Source organism: Paraburkholderia caffeinitolerans, from assembly GCF_902859945.1.
Lineage (GTDB): Bacteria > Pseudomonadota > Gammaproteobacteria > Burkholderiales > Burkholderiaceae > Paraburkholderia > Paraburkholderia caffeinitolerans.
This window is the reverse complement of the sequence record NZ_CADIKL010000002.1, coordinates 12,022-38,028: the sequence shown is the minus strand read 5'-3', so window position 1 is coordinate 38,028 and position 26,007 is coordinate 12,022. Positions and strand designations below refer to the sequence as shown.

At 61.5% G+C, this 26,007-nt stretch carries 19 protein-coding genes and 3 pseudogenes; 12 read left to right on the top strand and 10 right to left on the bottom strand.

The genetic code is table 11. The features are described from left to right. Positions 1–2 precede the first annotated feature (2 nt). Positions 3–263 (bottom strand): helix-turn-helix domain-containing protein, encoded by a 261-nt coding sequence (locus tag HV773_RS01795; protein ID WP_129564294.1) that lies wholly within the window; start codon positions 261–263, stop codon positions 3–5. 601 nt (positions 264–864) lie between these two features. Here HV773_RS01795 and HV773_RS01790 point away from each other — a divergent pair. Beyond that, positions 865–2,568: an AAA family ATPase gene (locus tag HV773_RS01790; protein WP_227875474.1), complete on the top strand. Its 1,704-nt coding sequence runs from the start codon at positions 865–867 to the stop codon at positions 2,566–2,568. A 137-nt stretch (positions 2,569–2,705) separates the two neighbouring features. Here the strand turns inward: HV773_RS01790 and HV773_RS01785 are convergent, their stop codons facing one another. The 4 genes and pseudogenes from HV773_RS01785 to HV773_RS01770 all read right to left on the bottom strand — a co-directional run bounded on the left by HV773_RS01785 (position 2,706) and on the right by HV773_RS01770 (position 7,091). Then, the gene (locus HV773_RS01785) at positions 2,706–5,459 is read right to left on the bottom strand and encodes a UPF0182 family membrane protein (RefSeq protein ID WP_129564293.1); all 2,754 of its coding nucleotides are present in this window, start codon (positions 5,457–5,459) and stop codon (positions 2,706–2,708) included. Between the two features lie 360 nt (positions 5,460–5,819). After that, positions 5,820–6,062 (bottom strand): LuxR C-terminal-related transcriptional regulator, encoded by a 243-nt coding sequence (locus HV773_RS36750; protein WP_227875473.1) that lies wholly within the window; start codon positions 6,060–6,062, stop codon positions 5,820–5,822. Between the two features lie 492 nt (positions 6,063–6,554). Next, a pseudogene (locus HV773_RS01775) lies at positions 6,555–6,761 on the bottom strand (hypothetical protein); the annotation flags it as partial. A gap of 174 nt (positions 6,762–6,935) precedes the next feature. Beyond that, entirely contained in the window at positions 6,936–7,091 is a 156-nt protein-coding gene (locus HV773_RS01770) for a hypothetical protein (RefSeq protein ID WP_174220102.1), read from the bottom strand. A 334-nt stretch (positions 7,092–7,425) separates the two neighbouring features. On the opposite strand from HV773_RS01770, the gene HV773_RS01765 reads away from it, so the two are divergent. From HV773_RS01765 to HV773_RS01750, 4 genes are all read left to right on the top strand, one after another. Further along, complete coding sequence (locus HV773_RS01765) at positions 7,426–7,752, top strand: hypothetical protein (RefSeq protein ID WP_129564292.1); 327 nt, start codon at positions 7,426–7,428, stop codon at positions 7,750–7,752. Positions 7,753–7,913: 161 nt separating this feature from the next. Further along, positions 7,914–8,492, top strand: coding sequence for an elongation factor P (locus HV773_RS01760; RefSeq protein WP_129564291.1), 579 nt, complete (start codon positions 7,914–7,916; stop codon positions 8,490–8,492). A gap of 64 nt (positions 8,493–8,556) precedes the next feature. Then, positions 8,557–9,003 (top strand): universal stress protein, encoded by a 447-nt coding sequence (locus HV773_RS01755; protein WP_129564290.1) that lies wholly within the window; start codon positions 8,557–8,559, stop codon positions 9,001–9,003. Between the two features lie 111 nt (positions 9,004–9,114). Beyond that, positions 9,115–9,852, top strand: coding sequence for a BON domain-containing protein (locus tag HV773_RS01750; RefSeq protein ID WP_129564289.1), 738 nt, complete (start codon positions 9,115–9,117; stop codon positions 9,850–9,852). 149 nt (positions 9,853–10,001) lie between these two features. On the opposite strand, the pseudogene HV773_RS01745 reads toward HV773_RS01750, so the two are convergent. The 3 genes and pseudogenes from HV773_RS01745 to HV773_RS01735 all read right to left on the bottom strand — a co-directional run. Then, a pseudogene (locus HV773_RS01745) lies at positions 10,002–10,970 on the bottom strand (LysR family transcriptional regulator); the annotation flags it as partial. Between the two features lie 94 nt (positions 10,971–11,064). After that, complete coding sequence (locus HV773_RS01740) at positions 11,065–11,793, bottom strand: aspartate/glutamate racemase family protein (RefSeq protein ID WP_129564288.1); 729 nt, start codon at positions 11,791–11,793, stop codon at positions 11,065–11,067. A gap of 21 nt (positions 11,794–11,814) precedes the next feature. Further along, positions 11,815–13,365 carry an NCS1 family nucleobase:cation symporter-1 gene (locus tag HV773_RS01735; RefSeq protein WP_129564287.1) on the bottom strand — a complete coding sequence of 517 codons (1,551 nt, stop codon included), beginning with the start codon at positions 13,363–13,365 and terminating at the stop codon, positions 11,815–11,817. A gap of 1,148 nt (positions 13,366–14,513) precedes the next feature. Between HV773_RS01735 and HV773_RS01730 the strand changes: the two genes are divergently transcribed. Beyond that, complete coding sequence (locus tag HV773_RS01730) at positions 14,514–15,935, top strand: NCS1 family nucleobase:cation symporter-1 (RefSeq protein WP_129564503.1); 1,422 nt, start codon at positions 14,514–14,516, stop codon at positions 15,933–15,935. A gap of 328 nt (positions 15,936–16,263) precedes the next feature. Here the strand turns inward: HV773_RS01730 and HV773_RS01725 are convergent, their stop codons facing one another. Beyond that, positions 16,264–17,235: a LysR family transcriptional regulator gene (locus tag HV773_RS01725; RefSeq protein WP_129564286.1), complete on the bottom strand. Its 972-nt coding sequence runs from the start codon at positions 17,233–17,235 to the stop codon at positions 16,264–16,266. A 164-nt stretch (positions 17,236–17,399) separates the two neighbouring features. Between HV773_RS01725 and HV773_RS01720 the strand changes: the two genes are divergently transcribed. From HV773_RS01720 to HV773_RS01705, 4 genes are all read left to right on the top strand, one after another. Next, positions 17,400–18,236 carry an MFS transporter gene (locus HV773_RS01720; RefSeq protein ID WP_129564285.1) on the top strand — a complete coding sequence of 279 codons (837 nt, stop codon included), beginning with the start codon at positions 17,400–17,402 and terminating at the stop codon, positions 18,234–18,236. Between the two features lie 49 nt (positions 18,237–18,285). Then, entirely contained in the window at positions 18,286–18,816 is a 531-nt protein-coding gene (locus HV773_RS01715) for a hypothetical protein (RefSeq protein ID WP_129564284.1), read from the top strand. 249 nt (positions 18,817–19,065) lie between these two features. Then, the gene (locus HV773_RS01710; RefSeq protein ID WP_129564283.1) at positions 19,066–20,532 is read left to right on the top strand and encodes a UvrD-helicase domain-containing protein; all 1,467 of its coding nucleotides are present in this window, start codon (positions 19,066–19,068) and stop codon (positions 20,530–20,532) included. A gap of 593 nt (positions 20,533–21,125) precedes the next feature. After that, positions 21,126–22,325, top strand: coding sequence for a tyrosine-type recombinase/integrase (locus tag HV773_RS01705; RefSeq protein ID WP_174220100.1), 1,200 nt, complete (start codon positions 21,126–21,128; stop codon positions 22,323–22,325). Between the two features lie 97 nt (positions 22,326–22,422). Here HV773_RS01705 and HV773_RS37220 read toward each other — a convergent pair whose 3' ends face one another. Further along, on the bottom strand, positions 22,423–22,557 hold the full coding sequence (locus tag HV773_RS37220; protein WP_257791198.1) for a hypothetical protein: 135 nt from the start codon (positions 22,555–22,557) through the stop codon (positions 22,423–22,425). Positions 22,558–22,796: 239 nt separating this feature from the next. On the opposite strand from HV773_RS37220, the pseudogene HV773_RS01700 reads away from it, so the two are divergent. Together HV773_RS01700 and HV773_RS01695 are read left to right on the top strand one after the other, a co-directional pair. Beyond that, positions 22,797–23,870, top strand: a pseudogene (locus HV773_RS01700) (collagen-like triple helix repeat-containing protein); the annotation flags it as partial. Between the two features lie 420 nt (positions 23,871–24,290). After that, the gene (locus HV773_RS01695) at positions 24,291–26,006 is read left to right on the top strand and encodes a ShlB/FhaC/HecB family hemolysin secretion/activation protein (RefSeq protein WP_129564281.1); all 1,716 of its coding nucleotides are present in this window, start codon (positions 24,291–24,293) and stop codon (positions 26,004–26,006) included. Position 26,007: the final 1 nt, after the last annotated feature.

Below are 26,007 nucleotides of genomic sequence, written 5' to 3'. Positions count from 1 at the left end.
GCTCAGGCTCCAGACTGTTTCTGCTCTGTGAGCACGTCGTCGAGCGTGCGGGCATGACCGCGCTTGACGACCCGCAGGTCGTAGCCGGCCGCTTCGAGGAGCCGGACGAGCACCGCCACACTCATGTCGCCACGCGCGAGCGTCTCCATGCGCGCGAGCGTGGTGCGAGCGACGCCTGCACGTTCAGCAAGGTCTTTTTGCGAGAGGCCCGCGTCGCTGCGCACCTGCTTGAGCATCTCTCCAACGTCTGCCAGATTCGTCACTTGTAGCCCTGGGGCATCACTATTGGCTGAAAACGAGAAAATTGTAGCCCAGAGGCCACAAGACGGCAAGGCGGGATTGTGTCCGTTGGGCTACAAAAAGTGGGGAACTGGCATGTTTTGTAGCTCGTAGGCTACAACCGAAGAAAATGGCTCATACCGCTCTTGTGACGGCCCATGCGGCCAACGGTCGGACGTATTGACCAATGTGCTGACCGCAATGGTTCCGCTTTGCACCCCAGTACTCGCAGCTCACGGAGTAGCTATGCGTAAAGCCGATCTTTAACGATTTGTCGGAAGCAACCTTCGCTGTGGCGGTAAAGGGTGTACCGCAGTTGTCCGGGTCGATTCGATATCCGGGCATGAACAGTGCGGCCTCGATACGCCTGAGCGCATAGCGCCCACGTTAAACCGGCGAAGCGTCAGATAGTTGATGGTGCAACGTTTTGTTATTCATCCGGATGCGAGGCGAAGCCATTCCTGGTTCAAGTCTTCGCACGGCGAATGCTGACGCGGTGAATTGGAAATACGCATACAGCGCTCAAGCTTTTCCGAGGCATACCGTTATATACACGCATAGAATCTTTGGCATGAGTGCAACGACGTGTTCCCGACGCTGTGCCAGTTGAAAGAAAACATGGCGCGGCATGCGGGCGATGCATGCAGTTTGAATCGAAAAACAATGGCCATAGTCCACCCTCCGATTGCAGCAATACAGGCGATGTCTGCAGGCGAGCATGTCGAACTCGAATTGCTCAGACATCTCGCAGATCGCCTTGCGCAGAGCTACGAGCTGTTTCACAGCGTCAACTGGACACACTCAGAACCGCAGCGGGACAGCCACGGCGAGCTCGACATCGTGGTGCTCAACAGCGCCGGAGACGTCGCGGTGCTGGAGGTGAAAGCGGGCGAGATCGACGCCACCCGCGATGGCTTGTTCAAGCAATACGGTCTGCTGCGAAAGAACATCGGTCAGCAGACCGGTTGGCAGTTCAGTTCGATCCTGAAGCGGCTGAAGTCGGAAAAACTCGACGTGCGCCTGCTGCATTGCCTCGTGTTGCCGCACTATCGAATCAGCGACGAGGGGACCATCGACTACCCACGCGAGCGTATTGCCGATGCGGACGAATGCCTTGACCTCGCGGGATTCGTTCAGCGCCGCCTTGGCGCCGGCAGACCCGATGCTGAGAGGGAGCGGGTGCGTTCGTTTCTGCTCGACCGTCTACGCGTCCAACCCGATGTCTCCGCGCTGGCCGGCACGCTCCAGCGACGCGTGAGCGCGATCTCGGGCGGCCTCGCGCGGTGGGTTCCGCGCATCGCCGTCGCAAGCGGGGTCATCCACGTGCGGGCGACCGCGGGATCGGGCAAGACCCAGTTGGCGCTCGCGCTGCTGCGCCAGGCGTGTGTCGCGAACCAGAAGGCCTCCTACGTCTGCTTCAACCGGCCACTTGCTGATCAGATGCGCACATTCGCGCCGGCAGGTATCGAGGTCAGCAGCTTCCATCAGCTGTGCTGGGAGGGATCGAGCCGTCCGCGCATCGACCCCGACTTCGAAGCCCTTGCGAATCGCTACCTCGATGAGCAGGCAAGCACGGCGCCAGAACTCGACGTGCTGGTGATCGACGAACTCCAGGACATGCAGGCGGCGTGGGTGGAGGCGCTGATTGCCCGCGTGCGCGAGAACGGGCGCATCTACCTGCTGGAAGATCCCGAGCAATGCGTCTACCCGGATCGCACGCAGATCGAAGTGAGCGACGCCGTGGTGGTGAGCGCCCGGGAAAACTACCGGAGCCCGCGCAAGATCGTCGAGACGATCAACCTGCTGCGGCTGACCGACGAGCCAGTCGAGCCGTGCGCGCCGCTTGCCGGCGAACCGCCGCAGTTTTCGGTGTATGGCGGCACCGCAGATCAGACCGTCGCGAATGCGACCGCGCGGGCCATTTGCCGGTGCATCGATCTGGGCTACTCGCTCCAGGATATCGTCGTACTCTGCTGGCGTGGGCGAGCGCATTCGGAACTGCTCGCACAGGACATGCTGGCTCAATGGACGCTCAAGAAGTTCACGGGCGAATACGACGCGCTGGGCGAACCCCTTTGTTCCGAAGGCGAATTGGCTATCGAGACCGTTCGCCGGTTCAAGGGCCAATCGGCACCCGCGATCGTGCTCACGGAGGTGGACTTCGATCAAGCGGATCCTTTGTGGCCGAATTTGCTGTTTGTCGGTTTGACGCGAGCGAGAATGCATGTGGAAGTGGTGACTTCCAGGAGGGCCGAGGAGGTGCTCGAGCGGCGTCTGGTTGCTGCTTGAGATTGAGAATCCGCGGCAGGGATCTCTATGATTTGAGACATGAATTGTCCAGACATCGTGATGAACAACCATTCGCCGCTTGAAGGCCTTGCTGCTTTCGCCATTACGTTTAGACGCCCCTTAAAATCTCCCCCTCTTCACTTCTGATCATCGGAACGGTGGGCGCCGAGTGCCTCGAGCAACGGCCGAAGGGCATCCAGCTCCGCGCCGAAGCCGCTCCAGTCTCCCGCCTTCATTCGCTCGATGGCCCGGTCATAGTGGGCAAGTGCCTCGCGTGCACGCGCGTCCACTGTGCCTCGCGGGGCCGGCGCTGCTTGCGCAGTCTCCTTGAAAAGCGCCGCCAGGGCTTCACCCAGGCTGTCCTCCATCACCACACGGTCACCATAGGCAGCAATCACCCGCTTCAACTCCGGCAACTGACCGGACTCCGCGCGCAAATAAAGCGGAGAAACGTAGAGAATCGAGTTCTCGATGGGCACGACCACAAGATGACCGCGAATGACGCGTGAGCCCATCTGGTTCCATAGCGAGATCTGCTGCGAGATCTCCGTATTCTGCTGAATACGCGCTTCGACCTGAAACGGCCCAAAGACCAGCCTGTCCTTGGGGAACGTATAGACGATGAGCTTGCCATACCCTGCGGAATCGCAACGCGCCACCAGCCAGGCAATCATGTTTTCCCGCTGGCTCGGCACCATCGGCAACATGAGAATGAACTCGGCGCGGGCTTCGCCGGGAAGTCGCATGATCGTGTAGTACGGCGGCATCGTGCTGGCTGCGCTCCCGCCATCCATTCCGGCCAACTCCCGGGGAAACTGCCACAGATCCTCGCGGTTGTAGAAGACCTCCGGCGCCTCCATGTGATAGGCGCGGTAGACCTGCGCCTGGATCAGGAACAGATCTTCTGGGTAGCGGATATGACGCCGGAGCTCCGGTGGCATCATGTCCAAAGGCTTGAACAAACCCGGGAAGGCGCGCTCATAGGTGCGCAGTAGCGGATCGGCGGGATCGCTGACGTAGAAGTCGACCGTGCCGTTGTACGCGTCGACCACGACCTTGACCGCGTTTCGAATGTAATTGGCGCCTTCGCCGAAACCCGGCCGGGAATAAGGAAACCACTGGCTGACCGTGTAGGTGTCCTGTATCCAGTACAGGCGTCCATTGCTCGCTACGACATAGGGGTCATGGTCGAGACTCAGGAATGGCGCGATCGTCCGCACGCGGTCCCGAATGTTGCGGTGAAGCAGGATCCGGCTCTGGTCTGTGATATAGCCGCTCAGCAGGATGTTGGGATCGTCGAATTGCCAGGCAAAGAGACTGCGTCGCGCCACACTGCCGATAGTGACGCCGTCGCGGCCGCTATACGTCGTGTACGCATTGTCCGCCCCTTTGGGATAGTCGAATTCAGCCACCTTGCCGTTCACGAGGACGTAGTCCTGCTGGCCTTCACTGAAATAGAGGCGTGGTTCGCGAATGGCCGGGCCGCCGTTGGAGACGGGTGGAATATCACGCAGATAGAGCAGGGGTAAGCCTTCGGTGGACTTCTCTGTGACTGGCGACATCACGACACCGATGCCGTGAGTAAAGATAAGGTGCAGGTTCACCCAGGTTTGGGCGTTGGGCGCAAGCATCGCCGGTTCCAGTTCACGCGCAGACAGCATCACCTGCCTGTATCCGTTGTCAAGCTGATAGCGGTCGATGTCCACCGAGAGAAATTTGTAGTACGTCCTGATCTCCTGCAACTGTGCGTAGCTATCCATCAGCGGTTGCACATCCCATAGCCGGATGTTGTCGATGGTCGCCCGATTGGCCTGCAGCGAGTCGAGAGTCAGTCCCTGCCCGGCCTCGAACGGTTTAATCTCAATCTTTGCGAGGCCGTACGCCTCGCGCGTTAGCGCGATGGTGTGCTCGATATAGGGTGTTTCCAGTCCCAGCTCGCTCGGTTTGACATAGAAGCGCTGAAACAGCAGCGGATAGATCACAGCGAACACAAACGAGCTGCCGAATACGAGCAACGCGAGAACTGCAGGCAGCAGATAGCTACGTTGGCGCATGTTGATCCAAAGGGCCACGGATGAGGCCGCCGCAAGACCGACGAGCATCCACAGGACCGGCAACTCGACGTGGACATCGGTATAGCTGGCGCCGACCACAACGCCATTGTCGCCATAGAGCAGCAGAAAGCGGTCGAGCCACCACGACCAGGCCTTCAGCGCGAAGAGCAAACCGAGCAGTGCCGAACCATGAGTGATGGCGGCGGCCGAGAGCGTCCGTGGTGGCCGCTCCGGCGCGATGTCACCGCGCAACCCGTAGACAACACCTGCCACGATCGCGCTGCAGAAGACTAGCCACAGCAGCCAGTTCTTGAGCGCGACATACGCGGGGAGCGAGAAGAGATAAAAGCCGATGTCCCTCTCGAAGATCGGATCGCGCTCGCCAACAGGCACCTGATAAATGAAGCGAAGCGCGATGTCCCAGCTCGGGATTTCGCTCGCGGCGATAAGCAGCCCCAGGATGATCGCTGCGCAGGCAATGCTGGAGCGCCAGGGAACGTACGGCGCGACCAGTTCGGCCAGATCGCCGGTGACCGGCGTCGCACCCGACGGATCGCCTGCTTCCGCTCGCAGGATATCGACGCCCCTCGCGTAACGATGCGCCAAACTCCCCGACAGCCATATCGCGCACGCCGAGACTGCGAACACCGCGGCAAACAGCAACGCTCTCGCGCAAAGAATGGTCCAGAAAACGCCATCGTAGCCGATGGAAGAGAACCACAACCAGTCGACCAGGATACCGGTGATGCGTCCGACGACAATCAAACCGGCGATGACGGAAATCGCCGTGATTGCATAACGTCTCAGGCGCACGCCGGACTTCACTCCCGAGCACATAGTCCCTCCTGTGCTGGCCGTCACCCACGCCCTGCTGCGAGCGGATCAATCGCACACTGCCAATCTGCCGGGAGCGCGGCTGAACGGCCTGTCCACACCGTCCGGGTAGTCCGCGCATTGCCACCCATGACCTGTGCGACCCGAATTCGGGTGGAGCGGGTTCAGACCCGTTGAATGATTGTAGTTCAGTGTGGCCATTGACATTGGCCGCTCATAAACGACCGTAGCTGCCATTGATTTCATGCACGCTTGAAGGGCGGTTCAGGGTCGAGGTCGCGATAGCCGTGGACGATGCCGATGCAGCTGGCGTGCGCGTCGTGTCTGTCTACACCATGATGAATCCGTGCCGCATGCCGAGCCTCACCGCTTCGATGCGATTGATCGCGCCGAGTTTGCCGAAGATGGAGGAAAAGGGCACTTCACCATGTTGTCCGGGATGTCGAGTTGCTGCGCGATCTCCTCGTTGCCGCGTCCGTCGGCGAGCATCGCCAGCACTTCGATCTCCCGTAACGCGGCGTTCTTTTCCAGCAGCACTACGCGGCGCCCGATGTCGTAGACGATTGCGCTACGTGAATGGAGGAATGGCGTTTCGGCCCACGCCACGAATTCCGCCAGCGCCCCACACTAATTCGAGCGACTCGAACGAGGCGTTCGGCTTTTCTTTGTACGCCTCCCCCGCCCGTTAGTCTTCCAGCACATGAAGTTGGCCACTGCAGCCGCAATGAACGTGACGACAGTGGAGGCCGACGACGCGAGGAGTGTCTTTTCCCCGGCATCTTGCGAGGGCGTTGCCGGTTGGGATTGGGAAGCGGAATAGGGTGGGGCTGCCGGGGCGCTTCCCGGGAAGGTTCGTGACGCCGACGCGCCTTTCACGTGCGCGAAGGTCGCTTGCGGCAGCGGATTCGCCCACTTGTACCGCACAAAAAGGGCGGCCGTCACGCAAAAAAAGCCTACAAAGAGACCAAGAAACAACCGGCAAAACAGTTCGAGCCTGAGGGAATTTTCCACGTTTGCCTCCGACGTCGTCAACGGTTCTCGCAGTTCTGTCGCAGTAAGGGTCGACGAAGACCGATGCACGCAGACGTGCAGGATTCCTTATGTAATCAATGAATAGAACTGCTCGGCGGGTGTCTGGTCCAATCGATTACCTTTCATCTGCCCTTTGACGATCATGTGCATCATCTCAATGCCACCGAGCAGGATGCGCGCGCAATGAAAATCCTTGAAGCCCAGGTAGGCGACATACCAACGCGCGCAAAGCAGAATCACATCGATCGGGTAATGCCGCCGTTTGAACGCTCGCTTGAAGGTCGAATTCAGTTCAGGACTCATCGCTTGCATCGTCAATTCTCACTCGACCAACATAACAGAGCTCCTTCCCGCGACAGAACCAGGAATCTCGCCCCCTTTCTGGAAAGCCTGCGAGCTGAGGGTGAAGCCCATCGGGCACTCCTCGGCGTCTTTCCGCGCCGTCGGCTAGTGCTTGCGATGCATCCAGCCCATATGGTGCGTGTCGAGCCACTTGTTCAGGCTCTCGCCCGGGTGATCTTGCCTGTAGCGACGGGACAAGGCTCCTGCAACGACAACGAGCACCACAAGGCCAACCCAAAAGCTGATCATTGACTGAGTCATGGCAGCCTCCTTCTGGAATGCGACCATCTTTGAATTCTAGTCGTTGCCGGACGGACTGGCCCAACTGGAGCAGGCTGGTTACAAACCTTCGGCGTAGCGAAACCGCGCTGCTCGTCGGCTGCGACGCTGATTTCGTCGGGCGCCGTAAGGACCGGTGCGGGCGACCGATTGTGACCTAGACTGGAGAGGCGTCTTTCGCGTGCCCGGGTGTTGCCTTGACGCGGTGCAACGTCGCCGGCCGCCAACTGGAGCAGGCGAATGGCGATGGCACGGCCAACACACCGGCATCTGCTGCCTGAATTCATCTGGAACTGAAGTTCAAGAAGGGGGCATCATGTTGCAAGCCAGTGAAATCCAAAAGCGCTTTACTCATCTTCAGCAAACCGTCAGCGAGGCTTCACGGACCATGCATGCCGACGCGACAATTCCACAGCATTTGATGAAATGGATAGATGAGCTAGAACGGGAATGCAAATCGGCAAAGAAGATCTTGTCGTCCAGGGACGAGGATCGCATCCGGGAGTGCGTCGATGATCTCAAACGGATCGGTGATCGGGCGGAGCGCGCTTGCCAACAGCAGAGCGGCCTCGCCGCCGGAATCATGGATAGCGTGAGTTCGATGCATACCGAACTCTCCAACCTGAAGCGGCAACTGCACTGATCTGGCTGAGCGCCTCGGTCCAACCCGCCGGGGCTAATTGCACTTCGGCGCGTCAAGGCGCACCGCAACGCTTCTGCTTGACGCGCGGCCGCCTGCTTCCGTGTGACTGCAGTGCCAGGCTGAAGATGTCGTCACCTTGCTGGCAAGGCGGAGACAGGCAAATGGTAGAAGCATCCGGATTGAAGCCGGGCATGGTCTTCGTGCTTGAAGGCGAACTTCATAGTGTCGCCAGCGCCGGGTACCATGCCGGCGGTGGGCAGCAGGGTAGCGCGGTGTTTGCCAGGGTCAAGAACCTGAAGACCGGGCATATCAGGGAGTTGCGGCTACACCCGGGCGACAGGCTCGAAGAGGTCGCGCTCGATCACAAGGAGATGGAATATCTGTATGCGGATGGTGTTGCCTTCTACTTCATGGATCCCGACACCTTCGAGCAGATCAGTTTGCCTTCGGCAACCATTGGCGCATACGAAAAGTTCCTTCGGTCCAACATGCGAATCCCGGTCGCGCTTTATGAAGGCGAGCCGGTTACCATCGCGTTTCCGCATGCGGTTGAGTTAAGCGTGGTGTCCGCGCCGCCGGGCGTGCACGAGCATGCAACCTCCACTTTCAAGACGGCCACGCTCGAGAACGGCATGGAAGTTCTCGTTCCCCAGTTCATCAAGGAAGGGGATACGGTGCGAATCGAGGTCGCGTCAGGAAAATACGTGGAGCGGGTAAGGCGAGAAACGCGAAAGCCGTGACTTCGGCGTTTATTTGTACTCCGGAATGGTTGCAAGAGATCCGGATGCGCATTTGGAGGCAATCATGCATGACATTCTCGCGGGTTACGATGGCTCAGTTTCCGCACAGGCAGCAATCCGCTTCGCAAAAAATCTCGCTGAAAAGGAAGGGGCGCGGCTGCACATTCTGACGGTTGCTCGGCTGCCCGACTGGGGTAAGCTGGCCTATGAGCGGCCTGAGTTGCTTGAGACTGAGAAACGCCACTGTCAGGACCTCATCACCGGGCTCAAAGAAGAGTTCGGGCCATCCGGAGGCACTGTCCAATATGAGGTGATTGTCGGGCATCCGGCGAAGGAGCTGGTGCTGTATGCCGAGCGACATAATATCGACCACGTAGTAGTAGGACATCGAGGACATACGCCCTTTGATCGTTGGCTGCTGGGTTCCATCGCGAGGCAAGTGATCGCCTACGCGCCGTGCTCAGTCACAATCGTGCGCGACCGGCCAGATGCCGCAAAGCAGCATCAATGATTGGACGGACGCAATATCTTTAATGAACTGGGCAGCGCCCACCTCGCCCGACTAGTTTTGGGCTGCGGCGCGGTAGGGTGCTGCTTCGTCCCCCTTTGCGCGAGGCAGATCATGCAACACACCGAAGCGATCCTCAGGCAGGTGATGGCAGCGTTCGAGCGCGAATCGCACCTGAAGCTCCACAATTCCCCCATTCATATCCGCCTCGAGAGCGGCGCCTTGACTGTTGCCGGCAAGGTGCCGGACGTTGCGTCGAAGAAACGGCTGATTCAGTTGACCCGGGCTTACAGCGCCGGCGAACCGCTCATCGACCAGTTGCGCGTTAGCGCTGAGCCGCCGATCGGGGACGGCGAGTTGCGCACGCGGATCTGCGAGCGCATTTTGCAGACCATCGAATACCGCAACTGCGTGATCTGTATGCGCGTGAAAGGCCAGCTCGAAATGCTGCGTGGCACCATGGACCAGGCCGGCGAGGAGGGCAGCGGCGTTGTGGAGGTGACGGTTGAAGATGGCGTCGTGACCTTGACGGGCCAGGTGATCAGCCTGTCACATCGACGACTCGCGAGTGCGATCGCGTGGTGGGTCGGCGGGTGCCAGGACGTGGTGAATCTGCTGGAGTTGGTGCCCGCTGAAGCGGATGGCGACGAAGAGATCTGCGAGGCACTCACTCTCGTGCTCGAAACCGATCCGCGCGTGCACGCTGGGCAAATCACCATCAATGTGGAGGACAAGCGGATTACGCTCGCGGGATGCGTGGCAACTGAAGCTGAGAGGCGGCAGGCAGAGATGGATGCGTGGTGCCTGGACACCATTTCTGGTGTGGTCAACCGGATCGAGGTGCGAGCCTGACCGTGTTGGGGGGCGGACCATCAGCCATGTGAACGCCCCTCTTTCGAAAAGCTGCTCATGGAAGTAGTCCTCTTCATATCAAATCCGCTCTCACCGACTTCCTTATCGCGACAAAACCCCGGTGTGGCCATGGCCATCACCGCCGGTTATGAAGCCTCGCCATCGAGCCAGCACTGCGTCGCTTCGGCGATTAATCCGCGTAGCCAGCGCACGCCATCGATACACGCGCCCGATTCGTTCCAAGTCATCCGGTACACGATGTCGGGTGGCTCGGTGGGCAGCGTCACCATGGCGAGCGGCAACAGTTTCGCATAGTGCTGCGCGAGCCGGTAGGTGGTGGTGAGGATCAGGTCGGAGCGCACGAGCGTATGCGCGGCGAGCTCGAAGTGCGGCAGCGTGACCACGATATTTCGTCGAAGGCCGACGTGTTCGAGCTGCTGGTCGATCGCGCCGGACGCTTCGAGCCACGACGGCGTGGGGCAGAGCTGCGGCACCTGCCCGAAATCGGCGGTTGCGATCGAGCCGCGCCGGGCGATGGGATGCCTCGCGCGCATCAGGCACACGACGCGGTCGTCGAACAAATTGTCCTGGCGAAAGCGCGAGCGGCGAGTGGTGCGATTGTCGATCACGATGTCGAGATCACCGTCGGCGAGCGCGCGCTCGTCGTCGAAGCCGTCGCCGAGGGGATGAAACACGAGTTGCGCGTTCGGCGCGCGTTCGCGGAACAGTGCGACGAGCTTCGGCACGAACAGCACGTTCAGATAGTCGGGGCAGCCGATCCGGTAGATGCGCACTGAGGTGCGCGCGTCGAACGTCGGTTGCTGGATGCGAATGAAGTCGATCACGCGCAGCGCGTTGCGCAGTGGCTCGATGAGCCGCGCGCCGGATTCTGTCGGCACCATGCCGTTCCGGCAGCGCACGAGCAGCGGATCGCCGAGCAGCGTGCGCAGGCGCTTGAGCGCGGTGCTCGTCGCCGGTTGAGACATGTTCACGCGCATGGCCGCGCGCGATACGGTTCGCTCGGTTAGTAGTACGAGGAGTATGCGCATCAGCCGCGCGTCGAGCACGTCGAACACGTCGAGCGCGGCCTTCGCGTCGAGCGCAGCGGATGCGCCCAGGAGGGAAGGGCGCCGGTTCAATGCGTACCGCGCGTCGACGCGCCTCGCGGTGACACGGTAGCCGAGTGCGACGCGGCTGCCGCCTGGTGGCACGTCATTTCGCGAACGCTACGGGCCAGCCGACGATGCGCTTGGCGCGCGGCGGTGCGTACGTGCGGACCTTGGACGTCTTCAGCTTCATGCGCACGAGCGCTTCGGCAAGCGTGACCGCGGCCGAGACACCATCGACGACAGGCACCCCCGTGGATTCCTCGATCTGCCGGTCGAGGCCGGCCATCCCGCCGCAGCCAAGGCAGATCACTTCAGCGTGATCGTCCTTCACCGCGCGCTGTGCCTGGCCGACGATCGACTCGATCGCGCGAGCCGGGTTCTCTTCGAGTTCGAGTACCGCAAGGCCGCTCGCGCGCACCGAGGCGCAGCGCGTGTCGAGTCCCGCGAGCTTCAAACGATCCTCGATCAGCGGCACCGTGCGATCAAGCGTCGTGACGACCGAGTAGCGATGCCCGAGCAGCATTGCTACGCTCGCGGCCGCTTCGGTGATGTCGACGACCGGCACCGTTAGCAGTTCCTGCAGGCCCTCGCGGCCGTGTTCGCCGTAGCCGGCCTGGATCACCGCGTCATACGGTTGGTCGTAGCTCAACACGCGATCCATCACGGCGAGCGCCGCGAGGTAGCTCTCGAAGTTGCCTTCAATCGACTCGGCGCCAAAGTGTGGCGTGAGGCCGACGATCTCCGTGCCGGGAGACGCCGCTGCCTGCGCCTGCGCGGCGATCGCCTCAGTGATCGACTCGGTCGTGTTGACGTTGACTACCAGTATCCTCATCGGTGACTCCATGGACATCGTTCAATGTTCGGCGCAGGCGACCGCGATGTGTTCGCCCGAGCGCTCCTCGTATTGCCGTTTGCGATCGGCCAACAGCCAGTAGACGCCGCCCGCGATGCCCGCGCCGAGCAGCCACGAGAATGGCGTCATCGCGCTGAAGGCAGGCACGACGGCGAGCGTGATCGAGATCAGCGCGGACGGCACGAGCGCTGCGAGCGCCTTGCGGTTCACCCCGCGCGTGTAGAAGTATGTGCCGCCCGTTGCTTCGGTATAGAGATCGGGCACGTTCACGCGGGTCTTGCGCACGAGCCAGTAGTCCACCGTGATGATCCCGTAGAGCGGGCCGAGCAGCGCGCCGAGACCGGACAGGAAGTAGACGATCACGATGGGGCTGTTGTAGAGGTTCCACGGCAGGATCAGTACCGCGACCGCGGCGCTGATCAGGCCCGCGCGGCGGAACGTCAGGCGCTGGGGCGCGAGACTCGTCAGCACGAACGCCGGCGCGACGAAGTTTGCCATGATGTTCACGGCGACGGTCACGATCAGGAATGCCAGGCAGCCGAGCACGAGGAACAGCTTGTTCGGCACTGTCGCGATAATTTCCGTCGGGCTGTGGATGATGTGGCCGTTCAGCTTGAATTGCGCGCCCGCGAGCACGAAGCTGATGGTCGCGAACACGAGGATGTTCACAGGCAGGCCCCAGAAGTTGCCGACGCGCACCGTCTTCGCACTCGGCGACGAGCGCGCGAAATCGCAGAAGTTGAGCACCAGCGTGCCGTAGATCGCGAGCCACAGCGCGCCGCCCGCGAAGATCCGCGTCCACATCTTCACGCCGGTCAGCGGCGTGCCGATCGACATCGCGAGATGGCCGCCCGTGCGGCTGTACATCCAGGCGGCAAGCGAGAGCGTCGTGACGAGAATCATCGGGCCGGCCAGCGCCTCGTACTTGCGGACCATCTCCATCCCGTACGCCAGGATGCCGATCTGCACGAACCAGATCGCGGCGAAGCTGATCCAGCCGAGCGACGACAGGCCAAGGATCGCGTTCTGGTCGAACGCGGCGAGGCCCGGCCAGATCGCCGTGAGCAGCACGCGTAGCACGATTGACGCAAGATAGGTCTGGATGCCGAACCAGGCGATGGCGATCACCGCGCGGATCATCGCGGGCAACAGCGCGCCATAGATGCCGAAACTCATCCGGCTGATTACCGGGAACGGCACCCCGGTCTTCTGGCCCATATAGCCCGTGAGGTTCATGAAGGCGTACACGAGCGCCGCGCCGATCGCGAGCGACGCGAGCATCTGCCAGCCCGACAGGCCAAGCGCGAATAGCCCGATCGCGAACGAGTAGTTCGCGATGTTATGCACGTCGTTGGTCCATAACGCAAAAATGCTGTAGCGGCCCCATGTCCGGCCCTCAGCCTTGGTGGGCGCGAGATCGGGGTTGTGCAGCCGCGGGCTGAGGGCGGGATCGCGCGTGAGCGTATCGGTTCGATGTAACGCGTCGTCTGCGCCGAGCGCGATGCCCGGGCCGTAAATGGATTCCAGTTGCACGCCGGTGTCTCCTTCCATGTGCAGGGGGCACGGACCGGCCGCATGCATGCAGCTCTGATCCATATGCCGTTGACGTTATGTCCAGAATTTGTTCGCGAGTATGGAGGAGTCGCCTGGCAATAGGAAATTAAATATTGGACTGGATGCTATTAAAAAAATGAATGCTGAATGAGGTATCGGCGGCGACTAGCTTGTGAAGCGCGCAGCGAATTTCAGGGACGCACCCCGCACGCATCGTTCGGTCGCATTCGCCCTCAAAGGGGTACTTGAGAGGGCGGCAATCCAGAAAACGGGAGCAGCGAATGAAATGAACGGCCCCCGCCCATCGGTATGGCAAACAGCGGGTAGAGCTCTTGCAATCCGACAGCATCGCAATTTGAAAACTGGAAGACCATACGGATCTTCTCAGGCGACTACGGGAGGCCACCATGCAACATACGGTCGTGGGTGAGCCAAAGCGATTAGCTGATGGACAAAAGCAGACGTCGAATTGGAATCCTAATCAAAATTCGTAACCAGAAGATTCAGCCACAGCCCAGTTCCTCGGAAAGTTGCAGCTGCGCCGGTAGCAAACATCCCATCGGATACTCGCATGGCTTCCATGCGCTGACGAATGTTCGCAATAGTGGTACCGGTCACAGTATGGTGCACATTGCTCACGACACGTCGCGAAGTGACTGGTCTGCCGCCATCATAGGCCGTCCCTGGAGTCCGGAATTCGCCTTTTGGCGCGCACAGTTCATCGTCGCAGACTACGGGTAAGTCGTTACGTCGTCGTCCTTGACGGGATATAGGCGACTTCTAATATTCATCTTCAGATCACTGGTCAGACCAGCCAAAACGGCAATCAACTTTGATTGGATTGAAGTGATTGCTCGTATAGCGAGAACTGCACGACGGGGGCAACCAGAACGCGGCGCTGGGAGCCTCGGCGCTGCCGTCGAGGCAGGGTTCGAGCCGAACGACTACCTGCCAAGTGGTGAGACGACCAAGATCGTCCACGCAAGACACTAAACTTCGATACACCGGCTGAACGATTCCATCAAGCCGTTGCATCGACCGGTTGAATCTGCCGGCGGTCGCGGCCATTAATCTGAAGAGAGGAACCTATGTCTACTGCGCCCAGTATCGGCGGTGAAGGGCCCGCCCCCGGTTCCGACGAGAATATGGCCGGTGCCCACGAACGCCTGTATAACCATGACCTGGCACCCGTTCCGCTCGCGAAGCGCACCTGGACCGGATACAGCATCTTCGCGATGTGGATGTCGGACGTGCACAGCGTGGGCGGCTACACCTTCGCGGCGAGTTTATTTTTACTCGGCATCTCCGGTTGGCAGGTGCTGATGGCTCTTACACTTGGCATCCTGATCGTCTACGTCCTGATGAACTGGGTCGGCAAACCGAGCCTGGTGCATGGCATTCCGTTTCCGGTCATGGCCCGGGTCAGCATGGGCGTGATGGGCGCGAATCTCGCGGCCTTGATCCGCGGCGTGGTCGGTATTGTCTGGTACGGTGTGCAAACCTATTTCGCCTCAAAAGCAGTCGCCACTTTGTTGCTGCTATTTGTGCCGTCGGCCGTCGCGTTGCGCGGCGTAAGTTTCATTCGTCTTGACGGGCTGGGCTGGGTCAGCTTCCTGTTTATGTGGTCCTTCCAACTGATCATCTTCCAGCGCGGCATGGAAACGATCCGCAAATTCATCGACTTCTGTGGACCGGCGGTCTACGTGGTGATGTTCGTCCTGATGGGTTGGATATTGTCCCAAGCCGGTCTTGGTAGCCTCAATCTCACATTGGGCGGTAACGTCCTGTCCGGTGGCCAGCAGCTCCTCTCGATGGCTAACGCAACGCTGCTGGTGGTGGCCTACTTCGCAGCGCTGCTGCTCAACTTTGGCGATTTCGCCCGCTTCGGGAAGAATGAGCACCAGATGAAGGTCGGCAACTTCCTCGGCCTGCCGGTCAACTTCATCGTGTTCGCGATCATCACCGTGATCGTGACTTCGGGCAGCGCGAAGGTCTTCGGCACAATGATCATGGACCCGGTCGAGATCGTCTCCCGAATCCAGAACAAGTTCGCCGTGGCTATCGGCAGCATCACGTTCATCATTGCGACCATGGGGATCAACATCGTCGCCAACTTCGTGTCGCCCGCCTACGACATTGCGAACCTGTTCCCGAAACACGTTGACTTCAAGAAGGGTGGCCTCATCGCCTCTGTTCTCGCCGTGCTGGTGTGCCCCTGGATCTTTGTCGACAGCCCGAAAGCGATCACCATCTTCGTAAGCGTCTTCGGCGCAGTTCTGGCACCGATGTATGGCGTGATGATGGCCGACTATTACCTGATCAAGAAGCAAGCGCTGAGGACCGCCGAGCTTTACACGATGTCCCCCGAGGGGCGCTTCTACTACGATGGTGGCTGGAACAGGGTTGGCCTGACCGCGTTGCTGGTGTCTGGTCTCATCTCGGTTGGCTGGGAGATCAGCACGCAACTCCTGAAAATATTGCCTGCGAATAACTTTGGCTGGGTCATCGGTGCGGTCGCGGGTGCATCGATCTACACCGTGATGATGCGACTTGCAAAGCGCGAGTAGACAGTGCCAGAAATCGGAACCCAGATGGGGTAGTGTGGTCGTCGGACGGTGCCTGCCAGACCAGTCGTGCTTCGGGAGGGCGTTGTCAGGTTGGCGTTCTGTTTCGTAGGGGGAGGCCCACGGGTGAATAGCCACGCCCTTCCTTTTAAAAGCACATTCTGACAATTGCTGCCCAGGCGCGAAGGACTCAGTTACGGAAACCAACGAAGCGTTCGAAGCGCTCGTGCAGGGCAGGGTGGTGGGACGTCAGGTGCTCGTGCCCAGAGTCCGGCGCGCTCATCGTGCGCGGTCGGCGCCGCGCACGATGACCTATCATGCGGACGTCATATCAACTTTTCTTGCGCGAGCCGGCGCGCGCCACATCGCCTCGCGCCCGGACCTTGCCGCCGTCCGTCTGGTGGCTCTTCACATGGTCGATAAACGCGCGCAACTTCGGCAAGATCTGCCGGCGACTGGGGTAGCAGAGAAACACCCCCGGTAGCATCGGCGCGTACGGGTCCAGCACCTGTAGCAGTTTTCCCGCTCTCAACCCTTCTGCGGCCATCGGCTCGGGTAGCTGTGCGAGGCCGATGCCTTCTATCGCCGCGCCTAGCATGGTCGGAAAATCGCTGGCGATGAAGGGGCCGGCCACGGCGATTTCGATCGCGTGGCCGTCGTCATTGAATGACCAAGGCGCGAGCGCGCCGCTGGATTTGCGCCAGCGCAGGCAGGCGTGCTGGCGCAGCTCGTCGGTACTCATGGGCTGGCCATGCAACGCCAGATAGGCAGGACTACCGACGACGACGAGACGGAACGGCGGCGTCATCGGCACCGCGACCATGTCGGCTGCAACAAGCTGGCCCAGCCGAATGCCGGCGTCAAACCCCTCGGCGGCAAGATCGACGATCTCCTTGCTCGTGGAGATCTCCACTTCGACCTCGGGCCACGCCTTGCAGAACGATGCGATCAGCGGCTCCAGCAGGAGCGGCACGACTGCACGCGGCACCGAGAGACGCAACAATCCGGCGGGCCGCTCGCCGAGTCCGCGCGCCACCTCACTGGCGGCGACGAGTTCCTCGAACGCAGGCTTCGCACGCGACAGGAATCGCTCGCCGGCTTCGGTCAGGCCGACGCTACGCGTGGTGCGCACGAACAGCGCAGCGCCTATGCGCGCTTCGAGCAAGCGCACTGCCTGGCTGATGGCCGACGGCGTTACCCCGAGGTCCGCTGCTGCCCGGCGAAAACTGCGGTGCTGGGCAACGCTCAGGAACACCTCCACGCCATCGAGTGCACCTTGCCTGACTGTGAAGTTCTGCTTCATAGCCTGTCAACATTGTGATGAATAGTCGCTCGCGCGCAACGATGGTACACCTAACGTGCGTGTCAGGCGTGGGCAACCAGGCGCTGTCTGACGCACTTGCCGGCGCACGCGAACCCCACGGCGCGACCGACCGCGAAGCCCCGCATTCATCTGGAGAACCGCTGATGACCACCCCCGCCGTTTCCGCGGGCATCGTCCCACCGTCCCCCGCCTGGCGCAGCCCGCTATGGCTCTTCCCGCTGACGCTCCTGTGGATCGCGCTGATCTACTGGCTGCCGATCATCCCGAACAGCGGTTTTCAAACCACGGCTCACCAGTTGACGGCTCATGCGCTGATCGCACTTGGCTTGTGGCGTGGACTCGAACGCGCGGACCTGACGCCGGGCCAACGCCGCGCGACCTGGCTTGCGGTCACGATCCCGTACACGCTGTGGTTCGCGCTCGCCTGGAGCGCGGCGACGCATGGCGCCTTTCGTTTGAGCGCCACACCGCCGCCGGTGCCCTTGCTGCCGCTGGCGATCTTCCTTCCGGTGATCATCGGCGCGCCGCTATTGCTGCTGTCGAAGCGGGTTGGTCAAGTGCTCGACGCAATGCCCGCGGCCTGGCTCATTGCGATCCAGTTTTACCGGGTATTCGGCAGTTGGGCGCTGGCTGCATGGCTGCATGGCGAGTTGCCCGCCGTATTCGCGTTGCCAGCGGGAACCGGTGACGTGCTCACTGGCCTGTTCGCCGTGCTGGCCGCTGTCGCCGTGGCGAGCGGCACGGCTCGAGGCTGGAGGACCGCGCTCGCCTGGAACATTTTCGGCCTCGCCGATTTCGCCGTTGCGGTAAGCCTGGGGCTGATCACGGCGCCCGGCCGATTCCAGTTGATCGTGCCGCATATGGCAAGCATTAACGCCGGTGCTTATCCGTATGTGCTGACTCCTGCTTTCGTGGTGCCAGGCTCGATCCTGCTGCATGCGCTGTCGCTGCGCCAGTTGCTCCGGCGGCGGCCCAGCTGAGCGCCGCCCACCTTCTCAACGCTCTTTATGAATCCTGGCAGGACTTAACATGTCACCGAAACTACTCTTCCAGATGCACCTTATTCTGGGCTATGTCGCCTGGCTGCTTTGCTTCGGCGCATACGTCTGGCCCAAACTCAAGTCGATGGAGCCCTTCGACGCGCAACGCGCGATCGCCACGCTGCACAGCTTCCGCTTCTTCGGGCTGGCCTTCATCCTGCCGGGCGTCGTCAGCCCTGACCTTCCGGCCAGCTTCACCGCGTTCGCCACGTTCGCCGCCTACGGCGATCTGACAACCGGCCTGCTGGCGATGCTGGCGTTGCTCACGGCGCGCATACGCACGCTCTTCTGGTCATTCGTCGTAGCGTTCAATCTCGTGGGTGCGCTAGACCTCATGCTTGCCTACTACCATGCCGTCCAAGCCGATCTTCCTGCGCATGCGGGCGAGCTCGGTGCCATGTACGCAATTCCGGTCATCTACGTGCCCGTGCTCGCCATCACGCACGCAGCCGCCTTCTATCTGCTGCTGCGCCCTCACTTCAAGGCGGCTCCGGGCTATCGTTCTCTCGGCAAGTCATAACAACACCCACGCCGCTTATCGCTCAAAAACGGCTTTGCAACGCGCCTGAATCTGCGCAGGATAATGCGAGCTCGGGTTCGACAGCTGGACTAGGCACGGAACTGCGCGGCGCCATCGAGTAACGACCCGGCGCCATCGTGCGAAACTCCGGACAAACCTCGCGGCGTGGCACCAGTGGACCGTATTGGCCATGCGAAAATCAGCGAGTCTACATCGCAAGGAGCGAGCGCACATGAGGTCTGGTATCGCGTGAAGAGGACCTTTATTCCAACGGCAGAGCAGCATGCGGTGATCGAGGCGGCACGTCGCTCCGGGGATCTGAAAATCAAGGCATTCGCCGGCGCGGGCAAGACCTCCACACTCCAGCTCGTAGCCGAGCATTTCGGCCAACGGCGTGGCACGTATCTCGCGTTCAACCGCGAAATCGCGTCGAGCGCGGCGCGGCGCTTTCCGCCTCACGTCGGCGCACGGACGATGCATTCGCTGGCGTGGGCCTCCGTCAGCCCATCGCTTCGAAACCGGGTGAAGCTACAGGGCGAGCCACCGCACGAACTGTCCGCACGCTTCGGGCTGGGCCCGCTGGAAGTGCGGACAGTGACTGGCAAGTCCGCCGGGATCGCCCCGTTCGAGATCGGGAAAATGATCGCCGACGGGCTGGACCGGTTCTGCCGGTCCGCGGATATCCAGCCGGCAGCACAGCATATCGTCGTCGATGACAAGATCGACGCAGCGGTGGCCGCGCAACTGCGCACCTGGCTGCTGCCTTACGTCGGGCGGCTGTGGGAAGAGGGCGCGGCTGCGCACGCGGGGAGTCCCATTTCGCCTGACGTGCTCCTGAAACTCTGGGCGCTCTCGGAGCCACGCATCGAAGCCGACTACATCCTCTTCGACGAGGCGCAGGACAGCGACGGCGTCATGCTGTCGGTCCTTGGCCGGCAGCGCCACGCGCAGATCATCTATGTGGGCGATCCTTACCAGCAGATTTACGAGTGGCGGGGCGCGGTCAATGCGATGGCGCAGATCGACGCGCCCGAACGTGCGCTCACGGAGTCGTTCCGTTTTGGCGCCACGTTTGCGGCGCTGGCGAGCCGCCTGCTCGCGCTGCTCGGCGAGCGCACCCCCATCCGGGGACAGGAAGCCATTGGCTCGATTATGGTGGAAGATCCCGCGCTGGCACCGCCGGTCGACGCGATCCTGTGCCGGAAGAATGTCACAGCGATCTGGCGGTTCGCTGCAGGACTCGAGGCGGGACATCGACCTGCGATCCGGATGACTCCGGCCGAGATTCTCGCCTATGCTGATGGCGCAGACCGGCTGCTCGCCGGCCAGCGGGCGTTTCGCCCGGCGGCGTTTTCGCTGTTTGAAACATGGAGCGACGCACAGGCGTTTGCGCGCAGTCCTTTTGGTCAGGACCTGCTGCCGGTTGTGCGGATGGTCGACGAGCTGGGCACCGGCTATCTGCGGGCACTGGCGCAGCGCTCGGCGGCGGAAGGCGCCGCCGACTATGTGATCTCGACCGTCCACCGAGCAAAGGGCCTCGAATGGAAGCGGGTCAAGGTGGCCAACGATTTCCGCCTGCGCGGTGCCGACGGCAGCCCGATGCCGGAAGACGATGAACTCCGCCTCCTCTACGTGGCTGTGAGCCGGGCGCAGCATGTCCTCGACATCTCGGAGCTGCGCGACGAGCTGCTGCGACTTTTCAGTCTTCGGCGTTAGAACGCGCTGGCCCATCACGATGAAAATTGTCGCGCGTGCTCGCCTTCGGGCTGAGCGGACTGGCATTCCACCAAAGAAAACGCCCACGTTGTTCACGCAGGCGTTTCCGTGGCCCCGCTACCGCGCCCCACTGAACGGAGTCTTCCGTCAGTTACTGCTTCAGGGCCGGCTTCCGCGCGGCTCATATCAAGTATAGGACGCTCAGCGGAAGATCCAAGCTGGCTGAAAAGATTGAGCCGGACTCGCGCACAAAAGCTTTATCTCTCACTGGCCCAGCATGGAAGCGGATCAAGGTGGGCACTGATTTCCGCCTTCGCAGGGCCGATCGCAGCCCGAAATCGGACGAGGATGAGCTTTGCCAGGTCTAGATGCTGCAGGGAGCGATCATCGGTTTCGCGGCGCTCGCGTATTCGTTGCGCGGCGGAGGAGCGTGAAGTGTAGATCAGGAGAAAGCGCATTTCAGTTAATAATCCAACGTAATACGTTAAATTTATACTTATTTCGCTTCATACACGACATTAGTGCTATAATGTCGTGTATTGTATTGCCATCGAAATTGCAGCCTGCGTGCACCCAGCCGGAGCCTTCCAGCCGTGAAAAACACCGTTCTCGCCACCATTCAGCCTGTCGAATCGCTCGTCGTGCCGTCCTCGCTCGATGGCCGCGACGGCAGCAACCGTGGCGTTGCCGAAAACAGCCAGCTTGCGGCGGACAATGACCTGGACGCCTTGCGCGCGTGGCTCTCGAACTACGCGGACACCAAGACCACGTTCGACAACTACCGCAAGGAAGCCGAGCGCCTGCTGCTCTGGGCCGTCGTGCAGCTGGGCAAACCGTTTTCGTCGCTCACGCACGAGGATTTGCTGCTGTACAAGACATTCCTCACCGACCCGCAGCCGGCCAGCCGCTGGGTTTCAGCGAGTGGCGGCAAATATGCGCGCAGCGACGAACGCTGGCGCCCGTTCAACGGCCCGCTTTCGCCAGCCAGCCAGCGCCAGGCGCTCATCATCCTCAACGCGATGTTCACGTGGCTGGTGAACGCCGGCTACTTGCGTGGCAATCCCATGGCGCTCTTGCGGCAGCGCGCGAAGCGCTCGGCGCCGCGCGTGACGCGCTATCTGTCCACCTCGCTGTGGGACGAGGTCAAGGTCTGGGTCGAGCAATTGCCGCTGGAGTCCGAAGCCGAACGCAAATATCACGCACGTTGCCGCTGGCTCACTACGCTGTTCTATCTCCAGGGCATGCGCATTTCGGAGGTCGCGGGCGGCCGGATGGGCGACTTCTTCCGGCGTCTCGGCGCCGACGGCCAGGACCAGTGGTGGCTGGAAACCGTGGGTAAAGGCGACAAGGCGCGCATCGTCCCTGCTTCACCCGAATTGATTGCCGAGCTGCGCCGGTACCGAATCGCGAACGGACTGCCCGCCCTGCCCACGCGCGCCGAGGAACTGCCACTCATCCTCCCGTTCAAGGGCACGGCACGCTGCCTGTCGCGATCCGCCGTTCACGACGCCATCAAGGGCATTTTCGGAGGCGCTGCCGTGTGGCTGCGCGACAAGGGTCCGGAATTCGCCGATCGCGCCGACGAACTCGATCGCGCATCGGCGCACTGGCTGAGGCACACCGCCGGTTCGCACCAGGCGGACGGCGGCGTGGACCTTCGCACGATTCGCGACAATCTCGGTCATGTGTCGCTCAACACCACCAGCCTTTATCTGCATGCCGAAGACGATGAGCGCCATCGCGAGACGGTGGATCGACACCGCATGAACTGGAACGGGAACGACAAGAAGTGAGAACGGCGCAATAGCCGGCGCTTTGAGTTTTCGGCCGTGCAGTCGTAAAAGGCCGCTTAATTCAGAAATGCGATTCCGCGCATTATTGGAACGGCTGTCAAATATCGCCCAATAAATTCCCCGGTCTTTTTAAAAGACCGGGAATTCTTACCAAATCCTTTCTCATCCAGCGCCCGATATCGAGCAAACATATTGCTCTTTTGGGGCTGCCGTACGCAACGTCATCATCCATGCGCCGCTATCCTCCCCGGTAAATTTATCGAAAATATGCAATTCAGATATTCCGCTCAACAACTTTAAATATTGTCAAATCGACGATTATTTATTGAGAGTTACTCTCCGGTGCACTATAAAAATGCAACATGAGCGCTCGATAAAAATACGTTAATCGAATCGCGGCAATTGCATGCATGCCGCGCTAAACAATAGCGCACAGATCGGGGCAATACCTATCGGAGAGGAGGACACACCATGGACCAGCAGCGCATTGCGCAAACCGTTCGCTTGACGGCCATTGCCGCAACCGCCGCCACACTGCTTTCGCTAACCGCATGCGGCGGTTCGGGCTCGCTCAGCAGCGGAACCGGCAGCGGCGGCGCCTTGCAGACAACGGGCGGATCGGGCAGCGACGGCGGCTCGAGCGGAGGCGCCAACGGCAGCGGGTCGGGCGGCACAGCCGGAACTTCTGCGGGCACCTCGTCGGGCAGCGGCGGTACGACCACTGGCGACAACGGTAGCAATGGCAATAGCGCCAGCAACAATGGTGGAAACAACAGTGGCAACGGCGGCGGCGAAGCCGTCGCGGCCAATGCCGTGGGCCAGGTCGTGCAGCCGGCCGGCAATGTCGTCGGCGACGCCGGCGCGACTGTTTCGGGCGTCGGCAGCACCATCGCTGCGCAAACGCTGCCCGGCGCGAACCCGCAAACCACCCAGGCCGCAGGCGGTGTCGTTCAGAACGTGGGCGGCGCGGTCTCCACACTCGGCAACGGCGTATCTCAGGGGCTTGGCCAGATCGGCGCGAGCAGCAACCCGGTGGGCACCACGCTCGCGAGCACCGGTGGTGTCGTGAGCGACACAGGCAAGGCCGTAACCAGCACAGGCCAGCTTGTCACGAGCCTCGGCGGCGGCCCGCTTGCTCCCCTCACTCCCCTCGCCGCCGTTACCACACCCGTGGGCGGCACGGTCAGTACGGTTGGCACCACCGTCACCGGCGCGGGCAACTCGCTTACCAGCGCACTCACGCAGGGTCCGGTACAGCAATCCACTGCACAACTGAGTTCGACCATCACGCCTATTACTTCGACACTTGCTGCCACCACGCAGACCGTGGGGAATACGACAGGCGTTGGCGCACCGGCTGCGGGCCTGCTGCAAACACTCGGCGGCGGACTCCAGAAAAGCGGCGCACTGGTCGCACAAACCGGCGGCGCGAATCCGGTTACGGCGAGCACAGGCAACCTCGTTGGCGACACGGGCAAGACCGTCGCCAGCACGGGGAACCTGCTGACCAGCAGCAGCACGAACGGCGCAGGTTCACCGCTCGCACCGGTCACGGGCATCTTGAGCGGCGCGACCGGCGGAACCGGCGGAACCACTGGCGGCGGCGCGGCCGTCGGCGTTGGAGCAGGCGTTGGTGTCGGCGCCGGCGTTAAGGCCGCGAGCACATCCGGCACCTCGAACACAGGTGGCGCAACGCCAGGCGTCTCACTCACTGCGCTGACGGGTGACAGCTCCGGCAGCAACTCGGCCGGCCCACTCAATAGCCTCTCGGCACTGACTGGCAGCCTGCTCGGCACGAAAAAATAATCATCCTCGCCTGCTTCATATCGTTTGCATGCCGTAACAACAGTACAGGCAATCAGGGAGCCGCATAAAGACCGCCATCAAGGCGGCACAAAGAGACGACGCACGCCGGAGTACCGAGGCAACCGGCGTGCGCCGCCCGACAAGTCGAGGGGTGGTTCAATGAAATGCGCGCAATGGGCCGTGCTCGCCACGGCAGGGATAATCGCGAGCGCAGGCTTTACGGGGGGTGCGTTCGCGCAGCAGAATCGTCCGGTATCGGCGGGGAGTTTGCAGGGCGGCAATCCGCTTGATGCCCTACCGCAAATCAACGCGCCAAAGAAGGCGCCCAGCGTGACCGTGCAGGTACAGCAGCAGACGCCCGCGCTGGAGCAATTGCTCGCTACGCACATCACGCCAACCACCTTCAAAGTCGAGGGCGTGAAATCGATTCCGTTCGACGAGGTCGCCAGCCATTTCGCGCCGCTCGCGAATCACGACATCACGATCGGCCAGCTCATCGAAACGGCCAATGGCGTAACGAAGCTCTACCAGGACCGGGGCTATGCGCTCTCGTTCGCATTCGTGCCCGCACAGGACTTCGCGGGCGGCGTGGTGCGCATCACGGTCGTGGAAGGCTACGTGAAAGACGTGAAGATCACGGGCAAGCCCAGCGCGCTCGAAGGCAAGATGCGCGCAATCGCGGCGCACATCACCGCGGACCGGCCGCTGCACACCGCCACATTCCAGCGCTACATCAACGTGCTCGGCATGCTGCCGGGCCTCAAGGTGAAAGCGAACGTGCCGCCGCCCACGACCACCGACGGCGCCACCACGCTCGAACTCGACGCCACGCACAAGCCATGGGACGTGAGCACCGGCATCGACTTCAATCACCCCGGCGTGCAGGGTCTCATCACGCTCACCGAGAACGGCCTCACGCCGTTTGGCGAGCAGCTGAGTTTCTCCGCACTGTTACCCAAAGGACGCGACAACGTCACGTATCTCGCCGCGCATGCGGCCGTGCCGATCGCGAGCGATGGCCTCACGGCGAAGCTCGACGCCTCGCACTATCGCGGCAACCCGGTCGACAACCCGGCGCTGCCGAATTACGTGGAGCGCACGGTCATCAGCGACAAGCTCACGGGCTCGCTCTCGTACCCGCTGCTGCTGAGCAATACGCGCAGCCTCATCGGCACCGCGAGCGCCTACGCGGCACACGACGAGGACCGCTACCACAACACCATCAACGGGCTGCAATACGGCCTGAGTTCGCAGGTACGCGTGCTGCAACTGCAAGCCGATTACACCGACGTAAAGCCGGGCCAGGTGCGCAAGGCGAGCATTGCGGTGGCGAAGGCCTTCGACATTCTCGGCGCGTCGAAGTCGGCGCAAACGAATATCCCCGGTCTCGCGCTGCAAAACCCAGTATCGCTGAATTTCGTGCGCACTAATGCCTCGTATTCGCAGAGCAACGACTGGCCGATGGGCTTCGGCACGTCCATCGCAACAACGGGGCAATACAGCCCGAACACGCTGCCGACTTCGGAGCAGATCTCGTTCGGTGCGCAGCGCTTCGCGGCGGGCTATCAGCCCGGCGAAGCCTCGGGCGATTCGGGCTGGGCTTTCGCGCTCGAGCTCAATCATCCGTTCAGGCTGGGCAAGGTGTGGCTGCAGTCGATCACGCCGTACGTTTCGTTCGACATGGCGCGCGTGTATCTGCATGCGGGCACGCCCTCGCCTTCGCGGCTTTCATCGGCTTCGGTGGGGTTCCGGATCACGGATGGCAAGCACTACAGCCTGGATCTCTCAGTGGCGAAGGCGCTGGCCGATGCGCCTGTTGAAAGCCCGTCGCGCAGCCCACGGGTGAATGCTACGTTCTCGTATCAGCTCAATTGAG

Bases quoted from the DNA above. Each gene is read 5' to 3' on its own strand.
- HV773_RS01785 (WP_129564293.1), bottom strand. From the start codon at position 5,459: ATGTGCTCGGGAGTGAAGTCCGGCGTGCGCCTGAGACGTTATGCAATC.
- HV773_RS01770 (WP_174220102.1), bottom strand. From the start codon at position 7,091: ATGACTCAGTCAATGATCAGCTTTTGGGTTGGCCTTGTGGTGCTCGTT.
- HV773_RS01765 (WP_129564292.1), top strand. From the start codon at position 7,426: ATGTTGCAAGCCAGTGAAATCCAAAAGCGCTTTACTCATCTTCAGCAA.
- HV773_RS01760 (WP_129564291.1), top strand. From the start codon at position 7,914: ATGGTAGAAGCATCCGGATTGAAGCCGGGCATGGTCTTCGTGCTTGAA.
- HV773_RS01755 (WP_129564290.1), top strand. From the start codon at position 8,557: ATGCATGACATTCTCGCGGGTTACGATGGCTCAGTTTCCGCACAGGCA.
- HV773_RS01750 (WP_129564289.1), top strand. From the start codon at position 9,115: ATGCAACACACCGAAGCGATCCTCAGGCAGGTGATGGCAGCGTTCGAG.
- HV773_RS01740 (WP_129564288.1), bottom strand. From the start codon at position 11,793: ATGAGGATACTGGTAGTCAACGTCAACACGACCGAGTCGATCACTGAG.
- HV773_RS01735 (WP_129564287.1), bottom strand. From the start codon at position 13,365: ATGGAAGGAGACACCGGCGTGCAACTGGAATCCATTTACGGCCCGGGC.
- HV773_RS01730 (WP_129564503.1), top strand. From the start codon at position 14,514: ATGGCCGGTGCCCACGAACGCCTGTATAACCATGACCTGGCACCCGTT.
- HV773_RS01725 (WP_129564286.1), bottom strand. From the start codon at position 17,235: ATGAAGCAGAACTTCACAGTCAGGCAAGGTGCACTCGATGGCGTGGAG.
- HV773_RS01720 (WP_129564285.1), top strand. From the start codon at position 17,400: ATGACCACCCCCGCCGTTTCCGCGGGCATCGTCCCACCGTCCCCCGCC.
- HV773_RS01715 (WP_129564284.1), top strand. From the start codon at position 18,286: ATGTCACCGAAACTACTCTTCCAGATGCACCTTATTCTGGGCTATGTC.
- HV773_RS37220 (WP_257791198.1), bottom strand. From the start codon at position 22,557: ATGGATGATGACGTTGCGTACGGCAGCCCCAAAAGAGCAATATGTTTG.
- HV773_RS01695 (WP_129564281.1), top strand. From the start codon at position 24,291: ATGAAATGCGCGCAATGGGCCGTGCTCGCCACGGCAGGGATAATCGCG.